At 60.0% G+C, this 23,233-nt stretch carries 21 protein-coding genes; 4 read left to right on the top strand and 17 right to left on the bottom strand.

What is annotated here, in order from left to right; translation table 11 throughout:
- Positions 1–5 precede the first annotated feature (5 nt).
- Positions 6–1,037 carry an AmmeMemoRadiSam system radical SAM enzyme gene (gene amrS, locus BMZ24_RS03615; protein ID WP_092189327.1) on the bottom strand — a complete coding sequence of 344 codons (1,032 nt, stop codon included), beginning with the start codon at positions 1,035–1,037 and terminating at the stop codon, positions 6–8.
- A gap of 3 nt (positions 1,038–1,040) precedes the next feature.
- Positions 1,041–1,379: a hypothetical protein gene (locus BMZ24_RS03610; protein ID WP_143077824.1), complete on the bottom strand. Its 339-nt coding sequence runs from the start codon at positions 1,377–1,379 to the stop codon at positions 1,041–1,043.
- A 40-nt stretch (positions 1,380–1,419) separates the two neighbouring features.
- On the opposite strand from BMZ24_RS03610, the gene purM reads away from it, so the two are divergent.
- A complete protein-coding gene (gene purM / locus BMZ24_RS03605) occupies positions 1,420–2,481 on the top strand; it encodes a phosphoribosylformylglycinamidine cyclo-ligase (protein WP_092189323.1) in 1,062 nt (353 codons plus the stop codon).
- A gap of 119 nt (positions 2,482–2,600) precedes the next feature.
- Here purM and BMZ24_RS03600 read toward each other — a convergent pair whose 3' ends face one another.
- The 3 genes from BMZ24_RS03600 to rplM form a co-directional block, all read right to left on the bottom strand.
- Positions 2,601–3,881, bottom strand: a complete 1,281-nt coding sequence (locus BMZ24_RS03600; RefSeq protein ID WP_092189321.1) for a radical SAM protein — start codon at positions 3,879–3,881, stop codon at positions 2,601–2,603.
- Positions 3,882–3,957: 76 nt separating this feature from the next.
- Positions 3,958–4,350, bottom strand: a complete 393-nt coding sequence (gene rpsI / locus BMZ24_RS03595; protein WP_012805263.1) for a 30S ribosomal protein S9 — start codon at positions 4,348–4,350, stop codon at positions 3,958–3,960.
- Positions 4,351–4,368: 18 nt separating this feature from the next.
- Entirely contained in the window at positions 4,369–4,797 is a 429-nt protein-coding gene (gene rplM, locus BMZ24_RS03590) for a 50S ribosomal protein L13 (RefSeq protein WP_092189319.1), read from the bottom strand.
- 242 nt (positions 4,798–5,039) lie between these two features.
- On the opposite strand from rplM, the gene BMZ24_RS03585 reads away from it, so the two are divergent.
- The 3 genes from BMZ24_RS03585 to BMZ24_RS03575 all read left to right on the top strand — a co-directional run bounded on the left by BMZ24_RS03585 (position 5,040) and on the right by BMZ24_RS03575 (position 10,164).
- Entirely contained in the window at positions 5,040–6,290 is a 1,251-nt protein-coding gene (locus BMZ24_RS03585) for an HD domain-containing protein (RefSeq protein ID WP_092189316.1), read from the top strand.
- Positions 6,291–6,342: 52 nt separating this feature from the next.
- Entirely contained in the window at positions 6,343–6,819 is a 477-nt protein-coding gene (locus BMZ24_RS03580; RefSeq protein ID WP_092189314.1) for a CBS domain-containing protein, read from the top strand.
- Between the two features lie 105 nt (positions 6,820–6,924).
- Entirely contained in the window at positions 6,925–10,164 is a 3,240-nt protein-coding gene (locus BMZ24_RS03575) for a PAS domain S-box protein (protein WP_092189312.1), read from the top strand.
- An 83-nt stretch (positions 10,165–10,247) separates the two neighbouring features.
- Here the strand turns inward: BMZ24_RS03575 and lon are convergent, their stop codons facing one another.
- From lon to glyA, 12 genes are all read right to left on the bottom strand, one after another.
- Positions 10,248–12,662, bottom strand: coding sequence for an endopeptidase La (gene lon, locus BMZ24_RS03570; RefSeq protein WP_092189310.1), 2,415 nt, complete (start codon positions 12,660–12,662; stop codon positions 10,248–10,250).
- Positions 12,663–12,789: 127 nt separating this feature from the next.
- Positions 12,790–13,470: a RadC family protein gene (gene radC / locus BMZ24_RS03565; protein WP_092189558.1), complete on the bottom strand. Its 681-nt coding sequence runs from the start codon at positions 13,468–13,470 to the stop codon at positions 12,790–12,792.
- A complete protein-coding gene (locus BMZ24_RS03560) occupies positions 13,467–14,420 on the bottom strand; it encodes a DNA polymerase III subunit delta (RefSeq protein ID WP_092189308.1) in 954 nt (317 codons plus the stop codon). The genes radC and BMZ24_RS03560 overlap by 4 nt, the downstream gene beginning before the upstream one ends.
- 7 nt (positions 14,421–14,427) lie before the next feature.
- The gene (lptE, locus tag BMZ24_RS03555) at positions 14,428–14,949 is read right to left on the bottom strand and encodes an LPS assembly lipoprotein LptE (protein ID WP_161949018.1); all 522 of its coding nucleotides are present in this window, start codon (positions 14,947–14,949) and stop codon (positions 14,428–14,430) included.
- Positions 14,950–14,953: 4 nt separating this feature from the next.
- Positions 14,954–17,443 (bottom strand): leucine--tRNA ligase, encoded by a 2,490-nt coding sequence (gene leuS, locus BMZ24_RS03550; protein WP_092189304.1) that lies wholly within the window; start codon positions 17,441–17,443, stop codon positions 14,954–14,956.
- Between the two features lie 7 nt (positions 17,444–17,450).
- Positions 17,451–17,915, bottom strand: coding sequence for a transcription antitermination factor NusB (gene nusB / locus BMZ24_RS03545; RefSeq protein WP_092189302.1), 465 nt, complete (start codon positions 17,913–17,915; stop codon positions 17,451–17,453).
- 9 nt (positions 17,916–17,924) lie between these two features.
- Positions 17,925–18,395, bottom strand: coding sequence for a 6,7-dimethyl-8-ribityllumazine synthase (gene ribH / locus BMZ24_RS03540; protein WP_092189300.1), 471 nt, complete (start codon positions 18,393–18,395; stop codon positions 17,925–17,927).
- 18 nt (positions 18,396–18,413) lie between these two features.
- Positions 18,414–19,628, bottom strand: a complete 1,215-nt coding sequence (locus tag BMZ24_RS03535) for a bifunctional 3,4-dihydroxy-2-butanone-4-phosphate synthase/GTP cyclohydrolase II (protein WP_092189298.1) — start codon at positions 19,626–19,628, stop codon at positions 18,414–18,416.
- Positions 19,629–19,667: 39 nt separating this feature from the next.
- Entirely contained in the window at positions 19,668–20,324 is a 657-nt protein-coding gene (locus BMZ24_RS03530) for a riboflavin synthase (RefSeq protein ID WP_092189296.1), read from the bottom strand.
- A 2-nt stretch (positions 20,325–20,326) separates the two neighbouring features.
- The gene (gene ribD, locus BMZ24_RS03525; RefSeq protein WP_092189294.1) at positions 20,327–21,451 is read right to left on the bottom strand and encodes a bifunctional diaminohydroxyphosphoribosylaminopyrimidine deaminase/5-amino-6-(5-phosphoribosylamino)uracil reductase RibD; all 1,125 of its coding nucleotides are present in this window, start codon (positions 21,449–21,451) and stop codon (positions 20,327–20,329) included.
- The gene (locus BMZ24_RS03520) at positions 21,444–21,905 is read right to left on the bottom strand and encodes a deoxycytidylate deaminase (protein ID WP_092189292.1); all 462 of its coding nucleotides are present in this window, start codon (positions 21,903–21,905) and stop codon (positions 21,444–21,446) included. The genes ribD and BMZ24_RS03520 overlap by 8 nt, the downstream gene beginning before the upstream one ends.
- Positions 21,906–21,988: 83 nt before the next feature.
- A complete protein-coding gene (gene glyA / locus BMZ24_RS03515) occupies positions 21,989–23,227 on the bottom strand; it encodes a serine hydroxymethyltransferase (RefSeq protein WP_092189290.1) in 1,239 nt (412 codons plus the stop codon).
- Positions 23,228–23,233 lie beyond the last annotated feature (6 nt).

The following is a 23,233-nucleotide window of genomic DNA, read 5'->3' as shown; positions in this document are numbered from 1 at the left end:
GTTTCTTAATCGCCTTTCCCCAGATTTTCCGGCCTGATGACGACTTCTCCGCATCCGGGACATACGCCCCGCTGCAGCCTGTTGCGCAGGATCGTGAAGCCGACCCGTTCCACGACCATCTGTCCGCACCCGGGGCAGATGGTGTTCTCCAGATCCGATCCCGGCACGTTGCCGACAAAGACATGGGAGAGCCCGGCGGCTCGCCCTATATCGTAGGCCCGCTTCAGCGTGTCCAGCGGCGTTGGCGCGTGGTCAAGCATCTGGTGGCAGGGGTGGAAGCGCGAGACGTGCCAGGCAGTATCCTTGCCCAGTTCGTCGTGCACGAAGCGAGCGATTTCGGTCAGTTCCCGGTCCGAGTCGTTCAGGTCCGGGATGATAAGGGTGGTGGTTTCGATGTGCCAGCCCAGTCTTTTCATGTGCGTCAGATTTTTGAGCACCGGCTCCAGACGTGCAGCGCAGATGTCGCGGTAGAATTCCTCGCGGAAGGATTTTATGTCGATGTTGACGGCCTGGATCAGGTCGCCCAGCGCATCGAGGCATTGCGGGCTTTGGAAACCGTTGCTGACCATGATGTTGGCCAGGCCTGCTTCCCGGGCCAGGATCGCGGTTTCGCGCATGAGTTCGAAAAAGATGGTGGGCTCGGAATAGGTGTAGGCCACGGACGCGGCCCCCGATGTCTGCGCCATGCGGATGATCTCCCGGGGCGGGATGGCCTCTCCGCTGAGCGCCTTGCCCTGGCGGGGAGGCTGCGAGAGGCTCGCGTTTTGACAGAACGCGCAGGCCAGGTTGCAGCCTTGGGTGCCAATGGAAAGAGTCTTGGTTCCGGGCAGGAAATGAAAGAGGGGTTTTTTCTCCACCGGATCGAGGTTCAGGGCCGCGACCTTGTCATAAGACAGGGAAAAGAGCTGGCCGCTCCTGTTTTCGCGTACCCCGCACTGACCGCGTGTTCCATCTTCGATGCGGCAGAAATGGGCGCAGAGTTGACATTGCACGGCGCTGTCTTCCAATGATCGCCAGAGTAGCGCTGGTGTCTTCATGACCTACTCCTTGATGTTGATTTCAGGAACGATGATGACGGGCTCAAGGTCTGAATCTTCCTGCGGGGGAGCAGGCGGCGGCGAGACCAGAATCAGCGAGCCGTTGTCGGGGTCCGAATGGATGAGGATGCTCCCGTCATCGCTACCTGCCCTGCCGGTTTGCATCACGGTGTCCTTTTGTGCGCCGGAATCAATGGTGATGCCAGCCAGGGCAGCCTGCCCCATGAAAATGAAAAGACAGGCCGGCACAAGGATCGACCTTGCCAACGACGTGTTTTTTGCTTTACTTGGTTCAGCCGTGAGATTATGCAACTTGGCCTCCAGATGAAGAATGATTTGCATTAACGTAGCTGGTTGAAGGCGAAGAAACAAGGAGTTGTACATGTCCCAGCGAGACAAGGCCTACAAGGATGCCGGAGTCGATATAGAAGCGGGCAACACGTTCGTGTCCCGGATCAAGTCTCTGGTGGCATCGACCTACACCAAGGGCGTTGTCAACGATATTGGAGGATTCGGCGGGCTTTTCAAGCCGTCCATGTCCATGGTCAACGAGCCGGTGCTGGTGGCTTCCACCGACGGCGTGGGCACGAAGCTCAAGCTGGCCTTCATGTTCGACAGACACGACACAGTCGGCATCGACCTGGTGGCCATGAGTGTCAACGACATCATTGTCCAAGGAGCCAAGCCTCTTTTTTTCCTCGACTATTTCGCCACGGGCAAGCTTGATATCGACAAGGCCGAAGCGGTCATAAAGGGCATCGTCGACGGCTGCAAGGAAGGCCAGTGCGCCCTCATCGGCGGCGAAACCGCCGAGATGCCCGATTTCTACGCCGACGGCGAATACGACCTGTCCGGGTTCTGCGTCGGCATGGTCGACAATGACAAGGTCGTGGACGGTTCGAGCATCGGCGTGGGCGACATCATTATCGGCCTGGCCTCTTCGGGCGTGCATTCCAACGGGTACTCCCTTGTACGCAAGATCTATGAGCGCTCCGGCCTGCAGCCCGCCGACATTTTTCCCGGCACGGATCAGACCGTGGCCGAAGTTCTGCTCACGCCAACCCGCATCTATGTCGAAGCCGTGCGCAACGTCATGCGGGACTGGGAAATTCATGGCATGGTCCATGTCACCGGCGGCGGTTTCTACGACAACATCGTGCGCATCCTGCCCAAGGGCGTGACCGCGCAGATCCGTTTCGGCTCCTGGAGCATCCCGCCCGTGTTTGAATGGCTGCGGACCCAGGGGGACCTCTCCTGGGAGGAGATGCTGCAGATTTTCAACAGCGGCATCGGCTATATCATGGTCGTCAAGAAGGACGTGGCCAAGGATGTGGTGCACCGGCTGGGCGCACTGAAGCAGGACGCCTGGATAATCGGCGAGATTGTCGAGCGTGTCGACGGCGAGGAGCAGGTCCGCATAGATTTTCCCGTCGCCGACGCATGAGCTGACGGCAAGGCGACAAGGGCCGCCGTTTTCTTCCCGAGAAATGTTTGAACCCCGTCCGGTTTTCCAGGCGGGGTTCTTTTTGGCTTTTTGGAAGGCCGGTTGTGCGCAGGCGGCGGCTATGTCCAGAGCAGGGGGATCTTGTTCTCGATATAGGGGTTGAAATAGCCGTAATTGATCCAGGGGCAGGCTTTTTTGAGTCGTTTCATGAAATTGCCAAGGCCCATGGACGGCTCGGTCGGGTCTCCGACACAACCCAGGTAAAGCTCGGGGTCGAGGCTCAGGTTGCGCATCTGGATGTAGTCGGGCCGGGCGGAGGCGACGAGATCGGTCAGGGCTTCGAGTTCGCTCTCCACGTCGTTTACGCCGGGGAAGAAAAGGTAGTTGAGGGACACGAAAAGTCCGTGCTCCTTGGCCGTGACGATGGTGCGGCGGACGTCGGCGAAGGTGTAGCCGTGGGGCCGGTAGTAGCTGTTGTAGACGGACTCCCGCGCGCTGTTCAGGCTGACCCGGATGGAATCGAGGCCGGCTTTGGCAAGGCCTGGCATGGTATCCGGCAGGCTCGCGTTGGTGTTGATGTTGACCGTGCCCCGGCCGCCCGCACCACGGAAGAGGGCGATGGCTTCGGTCAGGAGCGCGGCTTCCGTCAGGGGTTCGCCTTCACAGCCCTGCCCGAAGGACATGACCGGATTCTTGGCCCGCTTGGAGTGTAGCTGCATGATCTCGACAATTTCTTTCGCCGTGGGGGTGAAATCAATGCGGTTCTGGGAGGACGGAAAGCCTGAGTCCAGCGGCTGGTGCGAGATGCAGCCGTAGCAGCGGGCATTGCAGGCCTTGGCCGTAGGCAGGGGCGCCTCGAACCGGCCCAGGGCCAGGTTTTTGGCGGCTGGGCAGCAAAAGGTCAGGGCGCAGCGCGAAAGATGGGAGATCAGCCGGTTTTCGGGATAGCGCTTCAGCAGATCCTGGGCGCCCTTGGTGATCCGTTCCGGCGCGACCTGGGTGAAGACCTGTCTTCTGTCCTTGTCGACCTGGGTGGCCGCGACCCAGAATTTGTCCTTGGCGAAACCGATGGCTCCGTATGCGAACAACGGCAGCTTGGGTGCGTCGGCGTCAGGCAGGTAGGCCGCCGAGGCGGAGAGCGTATAGGACGGGCAGACAAAGGCGGCCACGGCCCGCTCTTCCATGGCCTCGGCCTTGCCAGTCTCGGGGTCCAGGCCCAGGGCGTGACGGCCGGGCAAAAGATACAGGTCGCTGCCTTCGGGCAGGGGAATCAGCTCGTCCGGGCGGGGCAGGGTCAGTTCGCGGCCCCGGCGCACGAGCATGAGCAGGTCGGGGTGGTCGTAAACATTGCCGTCCGCATCCGCGAAAACCATGACCGGCTGGATTTTTTTGCTGCTCACAGGGCGCTCCTTGAAAAAAAGAAGGCAGAGGTGCGCGTGCACCTCTGCCCCAGTGTGTTCGAAAACCAGAGGGCGATTAACGCTTGGAGTACTGGAACCGGGCACGGGCAGCGCGCTGGCCGTACTTCTTTCTTTCCTTGACGCGGGAATCGCGGGTCAGGAAACCGGCACGCTTGAGCACGCCGCGCATTTCCGGATCGAATTCAAGCAGGGCGCGGCTGATGCCATGACGCACGGCCTGAGCCTGTCCGGAAAGACCGCCGCCGGTGACACGGCAGGCGATGTTGAATTTTTCGAGGGTTTTGGTCAGCTTGAGGGGCTGACGAATGATCATCTGCAACGTGGCCCGGGGAAAGTAGTCACCCAGTTCGCGACCGTTGACAGTGATGGTCCCTGTGCCTTTATACAGTCTGGTCCGGGAAACGGATGTCTTTCTTTTGCCGGTACCGTAGAAGAAATCTTGACTCATAATCTTCTCCATCCCTGATTAGATGTCCAGCACTTCAGGCTGCTGTGCCTGGTGAGGATGTTCCGTGCCGGTGTATACTTTCAGTTTTTTGATCAGCTGAAAGCCCAATGCGCTTTTGGGCAGCATGCCTTTGACCGCCTTGGTGATGACCGTTTCCGGGCTTTTGACCATCATCTCTTCCAGAGTGGTTTCCCGAAGGCCGCCTACATAACCGGTATAACGGTAGTAGGTCTTCTGGGAAGCCTTCTGGCCGGTTACTTTGATTTTGTCCGCGTTGATGACGATGATGAAATCACCGTTATCCATGTGCGGGGCGAACTCGGCCTTGTGTTTTCCCCGGAGGCGGGTTGCTATTTCCGTTGCAAGTCGGCCCAGGACCTTGTCCTTGGCGTCGACAAGGTACCATTTGTGGGTCAGTTCACTTGCTTTGGGACTGTACGTCTTCATTTCTGTGGCTCCTGCCTGATAAACCCGAGTCGTTGCGGGTGCTTTCAACCTTGAGATCGGAGGTAACATGCACAAATGGTTGTGCTTTACCACCGTAACCGCTACAACGTAACGAAACAATGCGTGTGGGATAAGGGAAGAAAGAGCTATCTTTCCTGTGCCTGCTTGTAAAGTATTTTTCTTGTTTTTTTGAGAAAAAATTTCATCCGCCGGCCTGACGCGGCATCATGGGGAGGCCTAGAGTGCCTAGTATACGCAAGGGTTTGCTTCAACTTGTTTTTTCCGGAAGTTTCATGAAGCGCTGGAACGACAAGATGCGTCCCATGGAACTTGTTGAGGTCGACAAGCAGGCCCACAAGATGATCGTCGCCTGGCTGCTTTTCGAACTCAATTCCCAGAATCTTTCCCCCGGGGACAGGGCCGCCCTTGGCGAAGACATCGTGCGCGGCGGAATTTACGATTACCTTTATCGCCTGGTCATAACCGACATCAAGCCGCCCATCTTCTATCAGATCAAGTCCAATCCGGCCCATTATCAGAAACTTACGGCCTGGGTGCTCAATGAATTACAGCCGCGCGTCCAGCCTCTGGGCAAGGATTTCTGGGATGGCATGAAGGACCATTTCGAACGGCAGGTCAGCGGCGACCAGAGCCTGGCCTCGCGGATTCTCGACGCAGCGCATCTCTTCGCCAGCAGATGGGAGTTCCACCTTATCCGGGACATGAACAAGTGGGATGAGGAAATGGACGATATCGAGGACAATTTCAGGCGCGGCCTGGAGGCGCATCTGGATCTGACCGGCGTGCGCCAGCTGATCGAGGGGCCGAGCACCCGGCTCGGGAAATTCGCCTTCATGTGCGGGCAGCTGCGTTTTCAGAAACGCTGGTCCCAGACCCCGCGCATCCCCGAGACTTCCGTCCTCGGGCATATGTTCATCGTGGCCTGTCTGGCCTATTTTTTCAGCATCGCCGTTGGCGCTTGTCCGGTGCGCAGAAAAAATAATTTCTATGCCGGGCTGTTTCACGATATCCCGGAACTCTTGACCCGCGATATCATCTCGCCGGTCAAGAGTTCGGTTCAGGGCATCGGGGATCTGATCCGTGAATACGAAGGCCGGGAACTTGAACGCCGCCTCTTTTCCATTCTCGACCGTTCTGTGTATGGGGGGCTTGTGGATCGGCTGGAGTATTTTCTGGGCATCGAGGTAGGCTCGGAGTTCGAGTCCACCATCATGCAGGACGGACGGGCGAAAGTCGTGAGCTGGGAGCAGTTGCAGGGGCCGTACAACCGTGACGAATTCTGCCCCAAGGACGGCAGAATGCTCAAGGTGTGCGATCATCTGGCCGCCTTTCTCGAAGCCTACACCGCTCTGGCCAACGGCATCACCAACGCCCATCTGCAACAGGCTTCGTGGCGGATCAGGACACTGTATCAGAACCAGTCGCTGACTGAGGAATTGCACATCGGCGCGCTGCTGGCCGATTTCGATTGAGTGAGTTCGGGGCCGGGCACTTTCTTCCTTATCATTAAACAGGGGTATAATCATGATGTTACGCAAGCGGGTCTGGGATATCATGCGTGAGGATTTTGCGTTCGTGCGCGAGGACGCGAGCCTTTCCGAGGCCATCACCGCCCTGCGCCAAATTCGCGCCAAACAGGCGGACACCAGTTTCGTGCTGGTTTTTTCAAAAAACGACAAATTCATTGGCGTGCTTTCCATGTGGAACCTGATCCAGGGCATTGGCCCGTGCCTGCTCAAGGGGTCCGTCCTGGACGGCAACGAGGTGGACTGGGACAGCGCCTTTGCCCATGCCTGCCGCAGCTGCTCCCAGGTCCGCATCTCGGACTGCCTGCAACATGACATCCCCATGCTGAAGCCCAACGATCCGCTGGCCCGCGTGCTTGAGGTTTTTCTCGACTACCGTCGCGGACGCGCAGTGGTCGAGGAGGGAGGCAAGATCATCGGCGTGGTCTGCATGGCCGATCTGTTCAAGGAAATCAGTGATTCCCTGATGCCCTAGTTCGCATGCGGCGGGCCGTTGCAACCGGCTCGCCGTGATATTTTTTCCCAAAGGATCCCGCCATGCTTCCGCTCCCGGCGTTTCCTTCGAAAGTGAGCTGCCACAATGCGCTGCAATAAAAAGGACGTAAGCTTCGCGATCTGTCTTTGGGCACACGCGCTTCTTGTCCTCTTCTCCCTGCTTGTTCCTGTCTCGGGCGCGCTGGCTGCTCCCGATAAAATTGTTGTGGCGGATGACAGGGATTACCCCCCGTACATGTTTCTCGATGCCTCGGGTAGTCCCAAGGGGATTCTGGTCGATGTCTGGGAACTGTGGAGCAGAAAGACCGGCATTGCCGTCGAATTTAAGCTCATGGAGTGGAGCGCCGCCCTGGACGCGGTCAGGGAAGGAAAGGCCGATGCGATTGGAGGGATGGCACGGACGCCGGAGCGTGAAGAGGTGTTCGACCTGACGTCGCAGATCACTGTCATTCCATCCGGCATATTCTTTCATGACCAGCTTGGGGGGATCAAGAACGTCAAGGATCTTGCCGGATTTTCGGTAGGGATCGTCGGCGGGGACGCTGCCCGGGACGTGGCCCTGTCCCGTTATCCGGAGTTGCGGTTCGCCACGTTTTCCGGGACGCGCGAGCTTGTCGGGGCGGCAATTTCAGGTGAGATCAAGGTGTTTATCTCGGACGTGCCGGTGGCGCGGCATTATCTGGCCCAACATGCGGGCAGCGCCGAGTTTCGTCAGGCCTTGGAACTGGTTTCGACACAGACCGTCCACGGGGCGGTGCGCAAGAACAATACCGAGCTTCTGGGCGTGATACAGGGCGGTTTCGATCAAATCACGGAGTCCGAAATTGATGCGATCATGGACGAATGGTCCGGTCATCCCGTTCAGGCAGCTTTGCCTTGGAGCATGATCGTCCTGGTGTTCGGAATTCTGAGCTCAATACTTGTGGGCGTTTTTCTGTGGAATTTCCTTCTGCGCAGACGGGTCCAGGCTAAAACGGCAGAGTTGGCGGAATCTGTGCGTGAGGCGGGTGAGAGAAAGGAAAAATACAGACTTCTTGTGGAGCATCAGACTGACCTGCTGGTCAAGGTCGATTTGGAGGGGCGCTTTCTTTACGTGAGCCCCGCGTATTGCCGAACCTTTGGTAAATCCGAGGCCGAGCTGCTGAATTCAACCTTCATGCCACTCATTCATGCGGATGATTTGGCTGCCACCGAAGAGGCCATGAAGGCGCTCCAGTATCCGCCTCACACTGCCTACATGGAACAGCGCGCCATGACGGTCGACGGCTGGCGCTGGTTCGCATGGAATGATTCGGCCATCCTGGCAGAGACCGGGGAGATCGAGGCCATCGTCGGCGTTGGACGGGATGTCACCGAACGTAAGGAGGCCGAGGAGCTGCTGCGTCAGAGCGAGGAGCGCTTTGCCAAGGCCTTTCATTCCAGTCCCGCTCCTCTGGTCATCTCCGATATCGCCACCGGCCGTTTCATCGATGTCAATGCCCGGTGGGTGGAGATGCTCGGCCGTGCCAAGGAGGACCAGATCGGTCGAACCTCCAAGGAAGTCGGGATATGGGCAGACCCGGACCTCAGGGACAGGGCCATTGCAATTTTGCGCAAGGAGGGATCCTTCAAAGAATTTCCCATCGAGTTTCTGACCATTACTGGCAGCGTGCGTTCCGCTCTCTGGTCCGCCGAGATTATCATCCTTCAGGGGCGGGAGGTCATGCTCTCCCTGCTTTTCGACTATACCGAGCGCAGGAAGGCCGAAGAGGCCTTGCGCAAGAGCGAGAAGCTCTATCGCTCGGTCATCGACAATATCCATGACGTCTTCTATCGCACCGACGCCGTGGGCCGGCTCGCCATGGTCAGTCCGTCGGGGGCCCGCCTGCTGGGTTACGAAAGCACCGAGGAGATGCTCGGACGATTGAACGAGGAATTCTGGTTCGAACCCGAGGAACGTCGGAATTTTTTGCAGCGTATTCAAGCCCAGGGTTTCGTGGCCGACTTCGAGGTGGTCTTGAAGCGCAAGGACGGCGAGCCGGTGCTCGTGGCCACATCGAGCGGGCTTTACCACGACGAGCAGGGCGCCGTTCTTGGAGTCGAGGGGATTTTTCGCGACATCACCGAGCGCAAACGCACGGAGGAGCGGCTGCGTCAATCCGAGGAAAAATTTTCGCGTCTTTTCAAGCTCTCCCCTGACGCCATTTCGCTGTCGGACCCGGACAGCGGCCTGCTGGTTGAAGTCAATGACGCGTACGCACGGCTCACAGGATACCGCCAGGATGAGCTTGTGGGCAGGAGCGCCCTTGAGATCGGTCTGTTCGTCGATCCTGAAAGTCGCGGGCGGGTGATCGAACGGCTGAAGAGAACCGGCCAGATCAGCAATATGGAAATCGAATTCCGGCGCAAGGACGGCGCTCATGTGCCGTGCAGCGTTTCGGGCCAGTTCATAAGTCTCGGCATGGAACGCTATCTTCTGGCCGTGATACGGGATGTGACCGAGTTCAAGCGCATGCAGGAGATGATGATCCAGAGCGAGAAGATGGTCTCGGTGGGTGGCATCGCGGCCGGAGTCGCTCATGAGATCAACAATCCGCTGGGAATCATCGTGCAGAGCGCGCAGAATCTGGTGCAGCGCACCCGTCCCGATTTTCACAGGAATATCGAAGTGGCCAAGAGCATCGGCCTGGATATGGCGCAACTTGAAAAATACATGCAGGAGCGCAAAATCCTGACATTTGTGCAGGACATGCAGGACGCTGCCTTGCGCGCGGCGGACATCATCCGGCACATGCTCGATTTCAGTCGACGCAGCGAATCCAGACGCGCGGTTTGCTCGCTGCCGGTCATAGTGGACCGGGCCCTGACCCTGGCGCAAAACGACTATGACCTGAAGAAGAGCTTCGATTTCAAACAAATCCGCATCGTCAAGGATTATGCCGCGGATCTTGTGCCGGTCGAGTGCACGGAGACGGAACTTGAGCAGGTCTTTTTGAATCTGCTGCGCAATGCGGCCCAGGCCATGATCATGGGTGATCTGCGGTCCGAAGATCCGAAAATCGTGGTCCGGTTGTCGAACGCGGCCTTAGGCGTACGCTGCGAGATCGAGGACAACGGGGCGGGCATGCCCGCCGAGGTCATGCGCCGGATCTTCGAACCCTTCTTTACCACCAAGCCTACTGGCATCGGCACGGGCCTGGGGCTGTCCGTGTCCTACTTCATTGTGACTCGCGGGCACGGCGGAAAAATGTGGGTGGAGTCGACGCCCGGCACCGGGACCAGATTTGTCATCGATCTGCCCGCCAGCGCATCTCTGGAACAAGGCCCGAACCTCCGCCGGGCATGAGCCGCGCTTCCGGGCACGGCAAATGAAAACCCCCGCGACATGTTGGTGTCACGGGGGTTTTCATTTTTAAGCGAGGGGGTGGATCATTCGCTTTTCAGGGAGCGCACTTCCGGCCAGATTTCGTCGATGGTTTCCACGGTTTTGACCGTGATGCGTTTTCTGAGTTCCTTGGGAATTTCGTCCAGGTCGTGGGCGTTTCGGGCCGGGATGAGCACCTTCTTGACCCCGTGGCTGACCGCCGCCAGGATTTTTTCCTTGATGCCGCCAACCGGCATGACCCGTCCGCGCAGGGTGATTTCGCCGGTCATGGCCACATCCGAGGCCACCGGTTCATTGCTGATGGCCGACATGAGCGCCGTGACCAGGGTCACGCCGGCGGACGGTCCGTCCTTGGGCGTGGCTCCGGCCGGGACGTGGATGTGAATGTCGTGCGTGTCGAAGAAGTCATCGGCAAGCTGCAGACTTGCGCTTTTGGTGCGCGCATAGCTCAGAGCCGCCTGGGCGCTTTCCTTCATCACCTCGCCGAGCTTTCCGGTCAGGATGAGCTTGCCCTTGCCCGGCAAAAGGCTGCACTCGATGTGCAGGATCTCGCCGCCGTAAGGCGTCCAGGCCAGACCCAGGGCCACGCCGGGAGGCATGGAGCTTTCGCGCTCCTCATCCATGAATTTGGGCTGCCCCAGAAGCTTTACGAGCGCCGACGTGGTCACGCGGAACGGGCCCTTCTTGCCCTCGGCCACCCGGCGCGCGTACTTGCGGCAGATGGAGCCGATCTCCCGCTCCAGGTTGCGCAGGCCCGCCTCTCGCGTGTAGCCTCTGATGATTTCGGCCAGAACCGCGTCGGAGATGATCAGGGTGTCGCTGGTGAGACCGTTTTCCTTGATCTGTCTGGTCAGGAGGTAGCGCCGCGCGATGATGGTCTTCTCCTGTTCCGTGTAGCCGGGGATGCGGATCACTTCCATGCGGTCCAAAAGGGCCGACGGGATGGTATCGAGCATGTTGGCCGTGCAGATGAACATGACCTTCGACAGATCGTAGGGCACGTTGAGGTAATGATCCGTGAAGGAGTTGTTCTGTTCCGGATCGAGCACCTCCAGCAGCGCCGAGGACGGATCGCCCCTGAAATCGTTGCCGAGCTTGTCGATTTCGTCGAGCATGATGACCGGATTGATCGTTCCGGCATCCTTCATGGACTGGATGATACGGCCGGGCATGGCGCCGATGTAGGTGCGGCGGTGTCCTCGGATCTCGGCCTCGTCACGCATTCCGCCCAGCGACATGCGCACGAATTTTCTCCCGAGGGATCTGGCGATGGACTTGCCAAGCGACGTCTTGCCGACTCCGGGAGGGCCTACGAAACACAGGATCGGGCCCTTCATGGACGGATTGAGCTTGCGCACGCTCAGGTATTCGAGGATGCGCTCCTTGACCTTTTCAAGGTTGTAGTGGTCCTCATGGAGGATCTTGCCCGCTTCCTTGATGTCGAGCCGGTCCTTGGACGTCTTTTTCCAAGGCAGGTCGATGAGCCAGTCGATATAGGTGCGCAGGATGGTCGCTTCCGAGCTGTCGGGATGCATGGACTCAAGTCGCGAGAGCTGCTTGTCGGCCTCTTTTTTTACCTTCTTGGGCAGGCCAAGGGAGTTCAGTGTTTTTCTGAGCTCTTCCATCTCCTCGCCTTCGCCGCCCTTGTCGCCAAGCTCGCGGCGGATGGCTTTGAGCTGCTCGCGCAGGAAATATTCGCGCTGGGCCTTGTCCATCCCTTCCTTGGCCATGCTCTGGATCTTGGCCTGCATGGAGGCCACTTCCACTTCCTTGACCAGCTGGGAGTTGACCAGGTTCAGACGTTCGATGGGGTCATGGCTTTCCAGGATGCGCTGGGCCTCGGAGGACTTCATGCGCAGGTTGGATGCGACCAGGTCGGCCAGGCGGCCGTGCTCGTTCACGGCGTTGAGCACGTTCATGATCTCGCCGGCGTCGATGCCGCGCAGGGTCAGGATTTTTTCGCTCTGTTCCTTGACCGAACGCAGCAAGGCTTCCTCTTCGGGGCCGGGATTTTCAACCACGAGTTCGTCGATGGTCTCGATCTTGACCATGTCGAAGGGATCGTGCTGCACGAATTCGGTGATTCTGGCGCGAGTCAGGCCCTGGACCAGGACTTTGAGTCGGCCGTCGGGCATCTTGAGCATGCGCATGATCATGGCCACGGTGCCGGTGGCGTAAAGATCCTCGGGAGAAGGATCGTCTACGCCCTCATCCTTTTGCGTGCTGATGAAGATGTAGCGGCTGCCGTTGAGCGCCGCGTCCACTGCCTGCACGCTTTTTTCACGTCCGACGAACAGGGGCAGGATCATGTAATTGAAGACGACAATGTCCCTGACCGCCAAAAGAGGCATGGTGGTAGGGATTTCCGCTTCCTGAACGGAGCTGTCGGCACTGGCTGTATCTGAATTTTCGCCCTGAAGTTCGTCTTTTTCCGGGGAAAACGATTTTTCTTCGCTCATTGAGGTCTCCTCGTGGTGTTGTATTCGCGTTGTTTCAAGCCGCGAAAAGCAAATTCAGTCAATTATAAGGCTCCTGGAGCCCCAGGCAAGAAAAAAAATGGATTTTTTCCCTTTTGGGAATAAAAAATCAGAGCAGGCCCTGGGCGCGGAAGCTGGAAAAGGTCTCGGACGTCACGACGATGTGGTCGAGCAGGCGCAAACCGAGGTCATCGGCCAGGCGGGCGATGGTTTCGGTCAGGGCCTTGTCTTGCGATGAGGGGACGGGGTTTCCGCCGGGGTGGTTGTGGACCAGGATCAGTCCGCCGGCATGGTGGCGCAAGGCCAGTTCGAGGATTTCGCGCGGGTAGGCCGCGGTTTGATCCACGGTGCCCCGAAAGACGCGTTCAAAGGAGATGAGCCTGTTCTGGTTGTCGACGAGGATGACCCAGAATTCTTCCTTGGTAAGATGTCCAAGGCGGGCGCAGACCATGTCCCTAACCTGTTCCGGCGACGAGAATTTTTCCCTGCGGGCTATCGCGCCGCATGCCTGGCGCGCGCGGCATTCGTGCAGGGTGCGCCAGAATCTGGCAGCGCCTTCACCCAGGCCGGGGATTTCGGCGATGCGGCCGGGGTCGGCGAGCAACGCGTCGCCAAGGGACCCGAAACGGGAGATCATCTCCTTGGCGATGGGCTTGGTGTCCTTGCGGGGCAGGGCATAGGTCAGCAGCAATTCCAGCACTTCATAATCGGACAAGGCCCGGGGATCGTTGTCCAGGCGTTGGCGCAGCCGCAGACGGTGTCCCAGATAGTGGGCAGCGTCCTCTTTCACCACAGGCGCTGGGCTTCCTTGACGAGGTTCTCCATGGCCTGGGCGGGCTTAAGCCTTCCGGTTTTGATGTCCGTGTCGGCCTGCAGCACGATATCCCAGAAGCGGCCGATGCGCGCCGGTCCCAGACGCTGGGCCAGGCGTTTTTTTTCCGTCTTCAGGCTGGGGTAGAGTTGGACCTTGCCGTCTTCCCCGTGCAGGAGCTGCCAGAGCTGGCGGGCTTCGCGCAGCATGAGCGAGGAGACCGGAAAAACCATGTCTCCGCCGGCCATGGCCGGGTCGTTCAGGAGTCGATCCCAGGCCTTCTGACGGCCGGCGGGAGTTTGCAGGGAACGCAGAAAGGCGAACAGATCAAAGGCCTCCTCGGCATCAAGGGCCGCGAGGTGTTCGGGCTGGATAGATTTTTCCGGGCCTGCCAGGAGCAGGATTTTTTCCAGCTCGTTGCGCAGGGCGATGGTGCTGAGCGGCAGGGATTCCGCCAGGATTTTCTTGACGCCATGGGCGTAGGTCAGTCCGTGGCGTGCGGCGAAACGATCGAGTTCCTGGCCGATGGTGGCGCGGGAGAGTCCGGGATGTTCCCAGATCCAGCCCCTTTTTTGCGCGGCGGCCCAGTATCTGCCCTTGCTCACGGTCTTCGGCACGTTGGACTTGCCGGATTTCCACTCGCCCTCAAGGCAGAACATGGGCCAGACCGAGGGTCTGGCCATGGCCAAAAGGGGGCCCATGCGGGTCCAGAATTCGTCGTTCTGGTCCTGGGCCCGGCGCAGGACCACGGCGTTGGGCGGGCCCATCATGGAGGGAACGGTCAGGGTCTGCCAGAAGCGATCCGGGAGATCTTCATCACCCCAAAAGGTTCGAACGGCGAAACCCTGGCCGTCCAGGAGTTCGTCCACGCGGTCCTTCAATAGTTCCGGGTCCGCGCAGACGAGAAAGGAGAATCCCTGTCTGGTCATGTCCGGATCAGAACTTCTGGCCCAGCTGGTCGGCCACTTTGCGCACCGCGAGGTCCACGGCTTCCTGGGTCGCTTCGCGCTTGGCGCTGGTTGACTGCAGGGTGCCCGAGCTCGACTGGATTTCGCTGGCGCCCCGAAAGGATTCAGAGGCCAAGATCGGACCCGAGGTCCAGATCAGGGCGTTGGTCTTGGTGCTGAAAAAGGTGACCACCATCTGAATGCTGGCCGCTGACTTGAGGGTCACGTCATCGCGGCCCTTCAGGGCGTCGGAGGTGCTGTAGGAGCGCACGTCGATGTTGACCGTGGCCTCGGCCTCGTCCCGGCTGACCCATGTCACGTTGCCGCGGCGGGTCAGTTCGTCGCGCAGGCTGCTTCTGAGCATGGGCTCGATCCATGTCTCGGTGGTCGGGTTGGTGACCTTGTCCAGATAGAGGCGCGTGCTGTCCTGGGGCAGCTGGATCGGAGCCCGGGCAGTGAGCTGATACCCGCATGCGGGCAGCAGCAGGGCGATGCAGAGCACCGCCCACACGAGGCTACCTGACAACCACGTTGACCAGTTTTCCGGGAATGACGATTGTTTTGACAATTGTTTTGCCCTCGATGTGTCGTGAGACGTTTTGATCGTTCATGGCCTGAGTCTCGATTTCTTCCGAGGTCGCATCCGCCGCCACCGTTATCTGGCCGCGAAGCTTGCCGTTGACCTGCAGAACCACGGTCACCTCGTTGGTCTTGAGGGCTTCGGGGTCGTGCGTGGGCCAGGGTTCGGCGGCCAGGGTCCTGGTGTATCCCATGCGGTTCCAGACCTCTTCGCAGACGTGCGGAGCGATGGGTGACAGGGTCACCAGCAGGGAAGAGATGGCCGATGACAAAAGGCGCGGGCCGTGCTTGCTTCCGCGCAGGTCGTCCTTGGTCGCGTAGAGGGTGTTGACCAGCTCCATCATGGCGGCAATGGCCGTGTTGAACTGGAACTTGTTTTCAATGTCGCGTTCCACCCTGCGCACGGTGTCGTGTTCCTTGCGGCGCAGCTCGGCCGCGGCCTCGCCGAGCGTACCGTCCATGCTCACGCATGTGCCGACGGGGGAGAGGATGTCATCGAGTTCGTCCACCAGCCGCCACAGGCGGTTCAGAAAGCGGCTTGAGCCTTCGATGCCCTTGTCGTTCCATTCCAGATCCTTTTCCGGCGGAGCGGCGAAAAGGCAGAACAGGCGAACGGTGTCCGCTCCGTACTTGGCGATCATTTCGTCAGGGTCGACCACGTTGCCTTTTGATTTGGACATCTTGGAACCATGCAGCAGGACCATGCCCTGGGTCAGCAGGTTCTTGAAAGGTTCGTCGTGGGTGAGGTATCCTTCGTCGCGCAGGGCCTTGACGAAAAAGCGCGAATACAAAAGATGCAGGATGGCGTGCTCGATGCCGCCGATGTACTGGTCCACGGGCATCCAGTAGGCGACCTCCGCCGGATCGAAGGCCAAGGTCTCGTTGCGGGCCGAGGTGTAGCGGGCGAAATACCAGGATGACTCCACGAAGGTGTCCATGGTGTCCGTCTCGCGACGGGCGGGCTTGCCGCAGGTCGGGCAGGCGACGTTCACAAAGCTTTCGCAATCCGGCAGGGGAGAGCGACCGTCGGCGTTGACCTTGACGTCCAGGGGCAGTTCCACCGGGAGCTGGCTTGCCGGCACGGGCACGATGCCGCAGTCATCGCAATAGATGACCGGGATGGGCGCGCCCCAGTAGCGCTGGCGGGAAATGTTCCAGTCGCGCAGGCGATAATTTACCGTGGGCTTGCCCAGATCCCGGGCCGCGAGCATGTCCACGATGGCCTTCTTGGCCTCTTCGTTGCCCATGCCGTCGAACTGTCCCGAATTGGTCATTATGCCGGGGTCGGAATAGGCCTCGGTCATGGTCTTCGGATCAAGACTCATGTCTTTGGGATTTATGACCACCTGCACGGGCAGCGTGTATTTGGTCGCGAATTCGAAATCGCGCTGGTCGTGGGCCGGGACGGCCATGACCGCGCCCGTGCCGTAGCCCATGAGCACGAAGTTGGCCACGTAGATGGGCATTTCACGACCGTTCAGGGGATTGATGCAATACCGTCCGGTGAAGACGCCTTCCTTTTCCAGGTCGTCGGCGGTGCGGACGATGCGGTCCATCTTGGCGATGCGGTCCACGAATTCGCCGACAGCAGCTTCCTGAGCGGTTCCGGCGACGAGTTTCTGCACCAGCGGATGTTCCGGAGCCAGGCTCATGAACGTCGCGCCGAAGAGCGTGTCGGGACGGGTCGTGAATACGGGGATCTGTTCGTCAAGGCCCTGGACCTTGAAGGATATCTCGGCGCCGATGCTTTTGCCGATCCAGTTGCGCTGCATGGTCAGCACGCGCTCTGGCCAGCCCTCGGTCAGCTTGTCCAGATCAGCCAGAAGCTCCTCGGCGTAGTCGGTGATGCGCAAGAACCACTGCGAAAGCTGTTTTTGCTGCACTTCGGAATCGCAGCGCCAGCACAGGCCTTCCTCGACCTGCTCGTTGGCCAGCACCGTGTGGCAGCTCGGACACCAGTTGACCGGAGCGTTCTTGCGGTAAACCAGCCCTTTTTCCAGGAACTTGAGGAAGAATTCCTGTTCGAAACGGTAGTATCCGGGGTGACACGTCGCGATTTCCCGATCCCAGTCGTAGGAATAGCCCAGGCGTTTGAGCTGGGTGCGCATGTAGGCGATGTTTTCGTAGGTCCACTTGGCGGGGTGGGTGTTGTTCTTGATGGCCGCGTTCTCGGCAGGCAGGCCGAAGGCGTCCCAGCCCATGGGGTGGAACACGTTGAAACCCTGCATGCGTTTGTAGCGGGCGACCACGTCGCCGATGGAATAGTTGCGCACATGTCCCATGTGGATGCGTCCCGAGGGGTAGGGAAACATTTCCAGGACATAGTATTTTTCGCCGTCCCGGGACATGTCGGTTCGAAAACAGGCCTGGTCTTCCCATGCCTTTTGCCATTTTTCCTCGATCTGCTTGAAATCGTAATGCCTCATGCTGTCCTCAAGATTCCGTGTTGCCGGACTGAATTGTCTTGTGTTCATTGCGCTGGGCACCTTTGGCCGCGGCGTCGAGCACTCCGTTGACGAAGGTCTTGGAGTTGTCGTCCCCGAAATCCTTGGCCAGTTCGATGGCTTCGTTCATGGCCACCTTGATGGGGATGTCGGGGCAGAAGAGCATCTCGAAGAGGGAGAGCCGCAGGATGGTCAGCTCGACCTTGGCGATGCGGTTCAATTTCCAGTGCTGCGAGTGCTTGGTGATGATCTCGTCGATGCTGTCGTAATTGTCGAACACGCCTTCGACCAGAGTCCAGGCATAGGAATCCTGGCGCTCCATGTCGAATTCCTCTTCGGTCCAGAAATTGTCGAAGGACTTGATGAGGGAGTCCTTGGACATTTCCCGGCCGAAAACCAGCGAATATATGACCTGAAAGGCGAAGCGGCGTTGATGCCGACGGTTGTGAGTCACGGATTTCCCCTAGATCTGCTGCAATACGCGCAGGGTTTCCAGAACCGCGGACGCGGCTTCGACGCCCTTGTTTCCGCCCTTGCTGCCGGCGCGTTCGATGGACTGTTCCAGGGTGTCCGTAGTCAAAAGGCCAAAGCCGATGGGTACGCCGGTGTCCATGGACACGTGGGCGATGCCCTTGGTGGCCTCGCTGCAGACATAGTCGAAATGGGGTGTGGCGCCACGGATTACCGCGCCCACGCAGACGATGGCGTCCGCCTTGCCGCTCCTCGCGACTTTCTGGGCCACCAGGGGCATCTCGAATGCTCCGGGCACGCGGATGAGGGTGATGTTCTCGCGGGTGGCTCCGTGACGAAGCAGATAATCCACGGCCCCGCCGATGAGGCGATCGACGATGAAGTCGTTGAAGCGGCTGGCGATGATCGTGAACTTTTGATCCTGGGCCTGCATCTGGCCTTCGATGGTCTTGATGTGCAGCATGTCTACTCCCTTAAAAAATTATTTGTTTTCGGCTTCAAAATGCAACAGATGGCCGAGTTTTGAATGCTTGGTGTGCAAATAGCACTTGTTGTCGTCGCAGGCCGGAATTTCGATGGGCACCCGCTCCACGACTTTCAGGCCGTAGCCCTCCAGGCCGATGATCTTCTTGGGGTTGTTGGTCATGAGCCGCATGTGCTTCACGCCAAGGTCGACCAGGATTTGCGCGCCCAGGCCGTAATCGCGCAGATCGGGCGCGAAGCCCAGTTCCAGATTCGCTTCCACGGTGTCGCGACCCTCGTCCTGCAGGTGGTAGGCCTTGATCTTGTTGCCAAGGCCAATGCCGCGGCCTTCCTGACGCATGTACAGGATGACGCCGGAGCCTTCGTCGTTGACGATCTGCATGGCCCGCTGCAGCTGGCTGCCGCAGTCGCAGCGCATGGAGCCGAACACGTCGCCGGTCAGGCATTCGCTGTGCACCCGGACCAGCACGGGGTTGTCCTCGGAGATATCCCCCTTGACCAGGGCGATGTGCGTATGGGCGTCGATGTCGTTCTCGTAGGCCACGATGGTGAAATCGCCGTAGCATGTGGGCATGCGCGCCTCGGCCACGCGGCGGACCAGGGAGTCCTTGCGGGAGCGGTAGGCGATGAGATCGGCGATGGTGGCGATCTTCATGTTGTGCTCTTCGGCGAATTTCCTGAGGTCGGGCATGCGCGACATGGTGCCGTCGTCATTCATGATCTCGCAGATGACGGCCGCGCCCTTGAGCCCGGCCAGGCGGGCCAGGTCCACGGAGCCTTCGGTCTGTCCGGCGCGAACCAGGACTCCGCCGGGCTTGGCGCGCAGGGGGAAAATGTGGCCGGGTGTGGCCAGATCCTCGGGGGTGGTCTCGTCGGCCACGGCTGTCTGGATGGTCAGGGCCCGGTCATGGGCGGAGATGCCCGTGGTCACGCCCTGCTTGGCCTCGATGGATACCGTGAAGTTGGTGCCGAACTTGGATGTGTTGCGGCGCGCCATGAGGGGGAGTTCCAGCTTGTCGACCAGGGCCGGCTCCAGGGCAAGGCAGATGAGGCCGCGTCCGAACTTGGCCATGAAATTGATGGCGTCGGGAGTGACCATTTCGGCGGCGATGGTCAGATCGCCTTCATTTTCCCGGTCTTCGTCGTCGACCAGGATGATCATCTTCCCGGCCTTTATTTCCTTGATGGCCTCTTCGGCCGAACATTTGTGCATCTTTTTCCTCGTTTATGGGCTGTCGGACTGGAGTGACGATCAAAAACCGTGTTCTTTCAGAAAATCAGGGGTGATGGCCGATGGAGTTCCCTTGGGGCGACCTTCGCTCCAAGGATCGAGCATGCGCTGCACATACTTGCCGATGACATCGGTCTCCATGTTGATCCGTCGTCCCTGCGTCCAGTCCGAAATGGTTGTCTCCCGTTGCGTGGCCGGGATGATGTTTACTTCCAAAAAACCCTGACCGCAATCGTTGACTGTCAGGCTGATCCCGTCCAGGGCCACGGAACCCTTGGGGATGACCTGGGCCGAGTAGGGAGCGGGGAAGCCCAGACGGTAGATCCGGGACTGGCCTGCCTGCCGGACGGTCAGCACCTCGGCCAGGCAATCGACATGGCCGGAGACGATGTGTCCGCCAAGGCGGTCCCCCACGGCCAGGGCCCGCTCGATGTTGACCACCGAGGAGATGCCAAGGGCGCCAAGGTTGGTCACGGACATGGTCTCGCCGGAAGCATAGGCCGTGAACCAGCCTGTTCCGAAAGTTTCCACGGTCAGACAGACCCCGTTCACGGCGATGGATTCGCCAAGGGCGTAGTCGGTCAGGGCAAAGTCCGGGCGGATCTTGAAGCGGGTTTCGCCGCCGCTTCGGTCCATGCCCGCCACCCGGCCAAGGCCCTGGATGATTCCTGTGAACATTCCTACTCCTTTGCTCGCAGCCTGAGATAGAGATCGGTATCGAAAAATCCCTGCTCCACGGTCCGAAATTCCCAGCAGTCCTGCATGGAAAGAGCCTTGCGTCCGGCAAATGCCGAGCGGGCCTCTTCGTCGCCCAGAACCTTCATGGCCTGAAAGATGCGCAGTTCGTCGACCAATCCCTGCCTTTGCATGGATCCGGCCAGGTGTCCGCCGCCCTCGGTCAGGGTGTACAGGCAACCCTTGTCACTGCGCAGCAGTTGCAGCCCCGCGCCAAGGTCCAGGGTCTCGGGCTCGGATTTCAGGAAGGGCAGTCCCCAGACCGTGACGCCAAGGTCCGCAAGCTGCGCGGCACGCCCGGAGCGGCTTTGGGCCTCGGTAGTCCAGAATACGGTCTGGCCGGGCCGGGCGGACAGAAGATGAGAGCCTTTTGCCGGGTCCGGCAGTTCGCGGGAAACGATCACGGCCAGGGGTTGCGGGCCATCGTATCCGGGCAGCCGGCAGGTCAGCATCGGGTTGTCGGCGCGGAACGTGCCGCCGCCGACGATGACCGCTCCGCACCAGGTCCGCAGCCGGTGCACTTCGCGGCGCGAGGCTTCTCCGGAGATCCAGGCCGCCTGGCCGTCGCGGGTGGCGATCTTGCCGTCCAGGGTGGTGGCCAGCTTGAGGATGGAGTACGGGCGGGCAGTGGTCTGCCAGATCAGAAAGTCGGCGATGAGATCCTTGCATTCCTGTTCGCGAAGCCCCGTGCGCACCCTGACGCCCCCGTCCAGCAGACGATCGGCCCCGCCTCCGGCCACGGAACGGTTGGGATCGGTACAGCCGATGACCACCTCCCCGATTCCGGCGTCCAGGATGGCCTGGGTGCAGGGTGGCGTCTTGCCGTGATGGTTGCATGGCTCAAGGGTGACGTAGAGGGTGCATCCGCTCGGATCAATGCCCTTGGCCCGTGCGTCGCGCAGGGCCTCGACCTCGGCATGCGGCTGTCCGCAAGCCGTGTGCCAGCCCTCGGCCACAACCTCTCCGTCGCGCACCAGCACCGCGCCGACACAGGGGTTGGGCGCCGTGCGCCCACGTCCCTTTTCGGCCAGGCGGATGGCCAGGTCCATGAAAACGCTTTCGTCACGCATCGGCGGGCTTCTCCAGCCGGGAATACGGGATTTTTGCCTCATCCAGCATCTCCCGAGACATTTCGTCGGGGTAGCCCTCGGCGAAGAAAATGGCTCGTACCCGACAGTTGATGAGCATTTTCGCGCAGAGGATGCACGGCTGGGTGGTGCAGAAGATGTCGGCGCCCTCGATGCTCACCCCGTGTATGGCGGCCTGGATGATGACGTTCTGTTCGGCATGCAGGGCGCGGCAGAGTTCGTGGCGCTGGCCGGAGGGGATGCCGAGCTTTTCGCGCAGGCAGCCGAGTTCAAGGCAATGGGTCAGTCCGGCAGGCGCGCCGTTGTAGCCCGTGGCCAGGATGCGCTTGTCCTTGACGGCCAGGGCCCCGACTTTTCGCCGCAGACAGGTGGAGCGTTCGGCCACCAGGTAGGCGATGCTCATGAAATATTCCGGCCAGGGGATGCGGTTGTCCATGGTCACCTCTTTGGAAATGAATCAACCACAGGGCCTGCAAATCGGCCCTGTGGTTGGAGAAAGGCGGTAGAGAAAAGCGTGGTCTACCAGGCGAAAAGCGGGAACTGGCCCGCGAATTTCTCCACGTCAAGCCGGATCTCGGTCAGTCTGGACTCGTTGTCCAGATTCTCGAGGATGGCGACAATCCATTTGGCCACCTTGCGCATGTCGTCGCTCTTCATGCCGCGCGTGGTCAAGGCCGGTGTGCCAAGACGCACCCCGGAGGTGACGAAGGGCGAGCGGGTCTCGAAGGGCACGGTGTTCTTGTTGACGGTGATGCCGCCCTTGTCGAGGCCGATCTCGGCGTCCTTGCCGGTGATGTCCTGGGCGGTCAGGTCCACCAGCATGAGGTGGTTGTCCGTTCCGCCGGAGACAAGGTGGTATCCCGCGTCGGTCAATTCCTTGGCCAGGGTGGCGGCGTTGTCGAGAACCTGCTGCTGATATTCCTTGAACTCGGGGCGCAGGGCCTCGGCGAAGGCCACTGCCTTGGCCGCGATGACGTGCATGAGCGGTCCGCCCTGGATGCCGGGGAAGATCTGGGAGTTGAGGGTCTTGCCGAATTCCTCGGAGCTTAAAATCATGCCGCCGCGAGGCCCGCGCAGGGTCTTGTGCGTGGTCGTCGTGGTGTAGTGGGCGTGCTTGATGGGCGAGGGGTGCAGATCCGTGGCCACGAGCCCCGCGATGTGAGCCATGTCGACCAGCAGCTTGGCTCCGACGCTGTCGGCGATGGCCCGAAAGCGGGCGAAGTCGAGGGTGCGCGGGTAGGCGCTGGCACCGGCGATGATCAGCTTGGGCTGATGTTTCTTGGCCAGGGCTTCGACTTCGTCATAGTTGATCTGGCCGGTTTCCTTTTCCACGCCGTAGAAGGCGGTCTTGAACAGGCGGCCCGAAAAATTGACCGGGCTGCCGTGAGTCAGGTGACCGCCGTGGGACAGGTTCATGCCAAGGATGGTGTCGCCCGGTTCGATGACGGCAAAATACGCGCCCATGTTGGCCTGGGAGCCCGAATGGGGCTGGACGTTGGCGTACTCGGCTCCGAAAAGCTGACGGGCACGCTCCATGGCCAGGTTTTCGGCCATGTCCACGAACTCGCATCCGCCGTAATAGCGCTTGCCCGGATAGCCTTCGGCGTACTTGTGGGTCATGACGCTGCCCATGGCGGCGCGAACCGCAAGAGAGGTGAAGTTCTCCGAGGCGATGAGCTCGAGTTTGGTGATCTGGCGGTTGGTCTCCAGCTGGATAGCCTTGGCTATCTGCGGATCCTGGCGGGTGAGTTCGTCCATGGCGGT

It is taken from the genome of Desulfomicrobium norvegicum, assembly GCF_900114595.1.
Lineage (GTDB): Bacteria > Desulfobacterota > Desulfovibrionia > Desulfovibrionales > Desulfomicrobiaceae > Desulfomicrobium > Desulfomicrobium macestii.
Note: the sequence above shows the minus strand (reverse complement) of the source record. Positions and strands in the feature narration are given on the sequence as shown.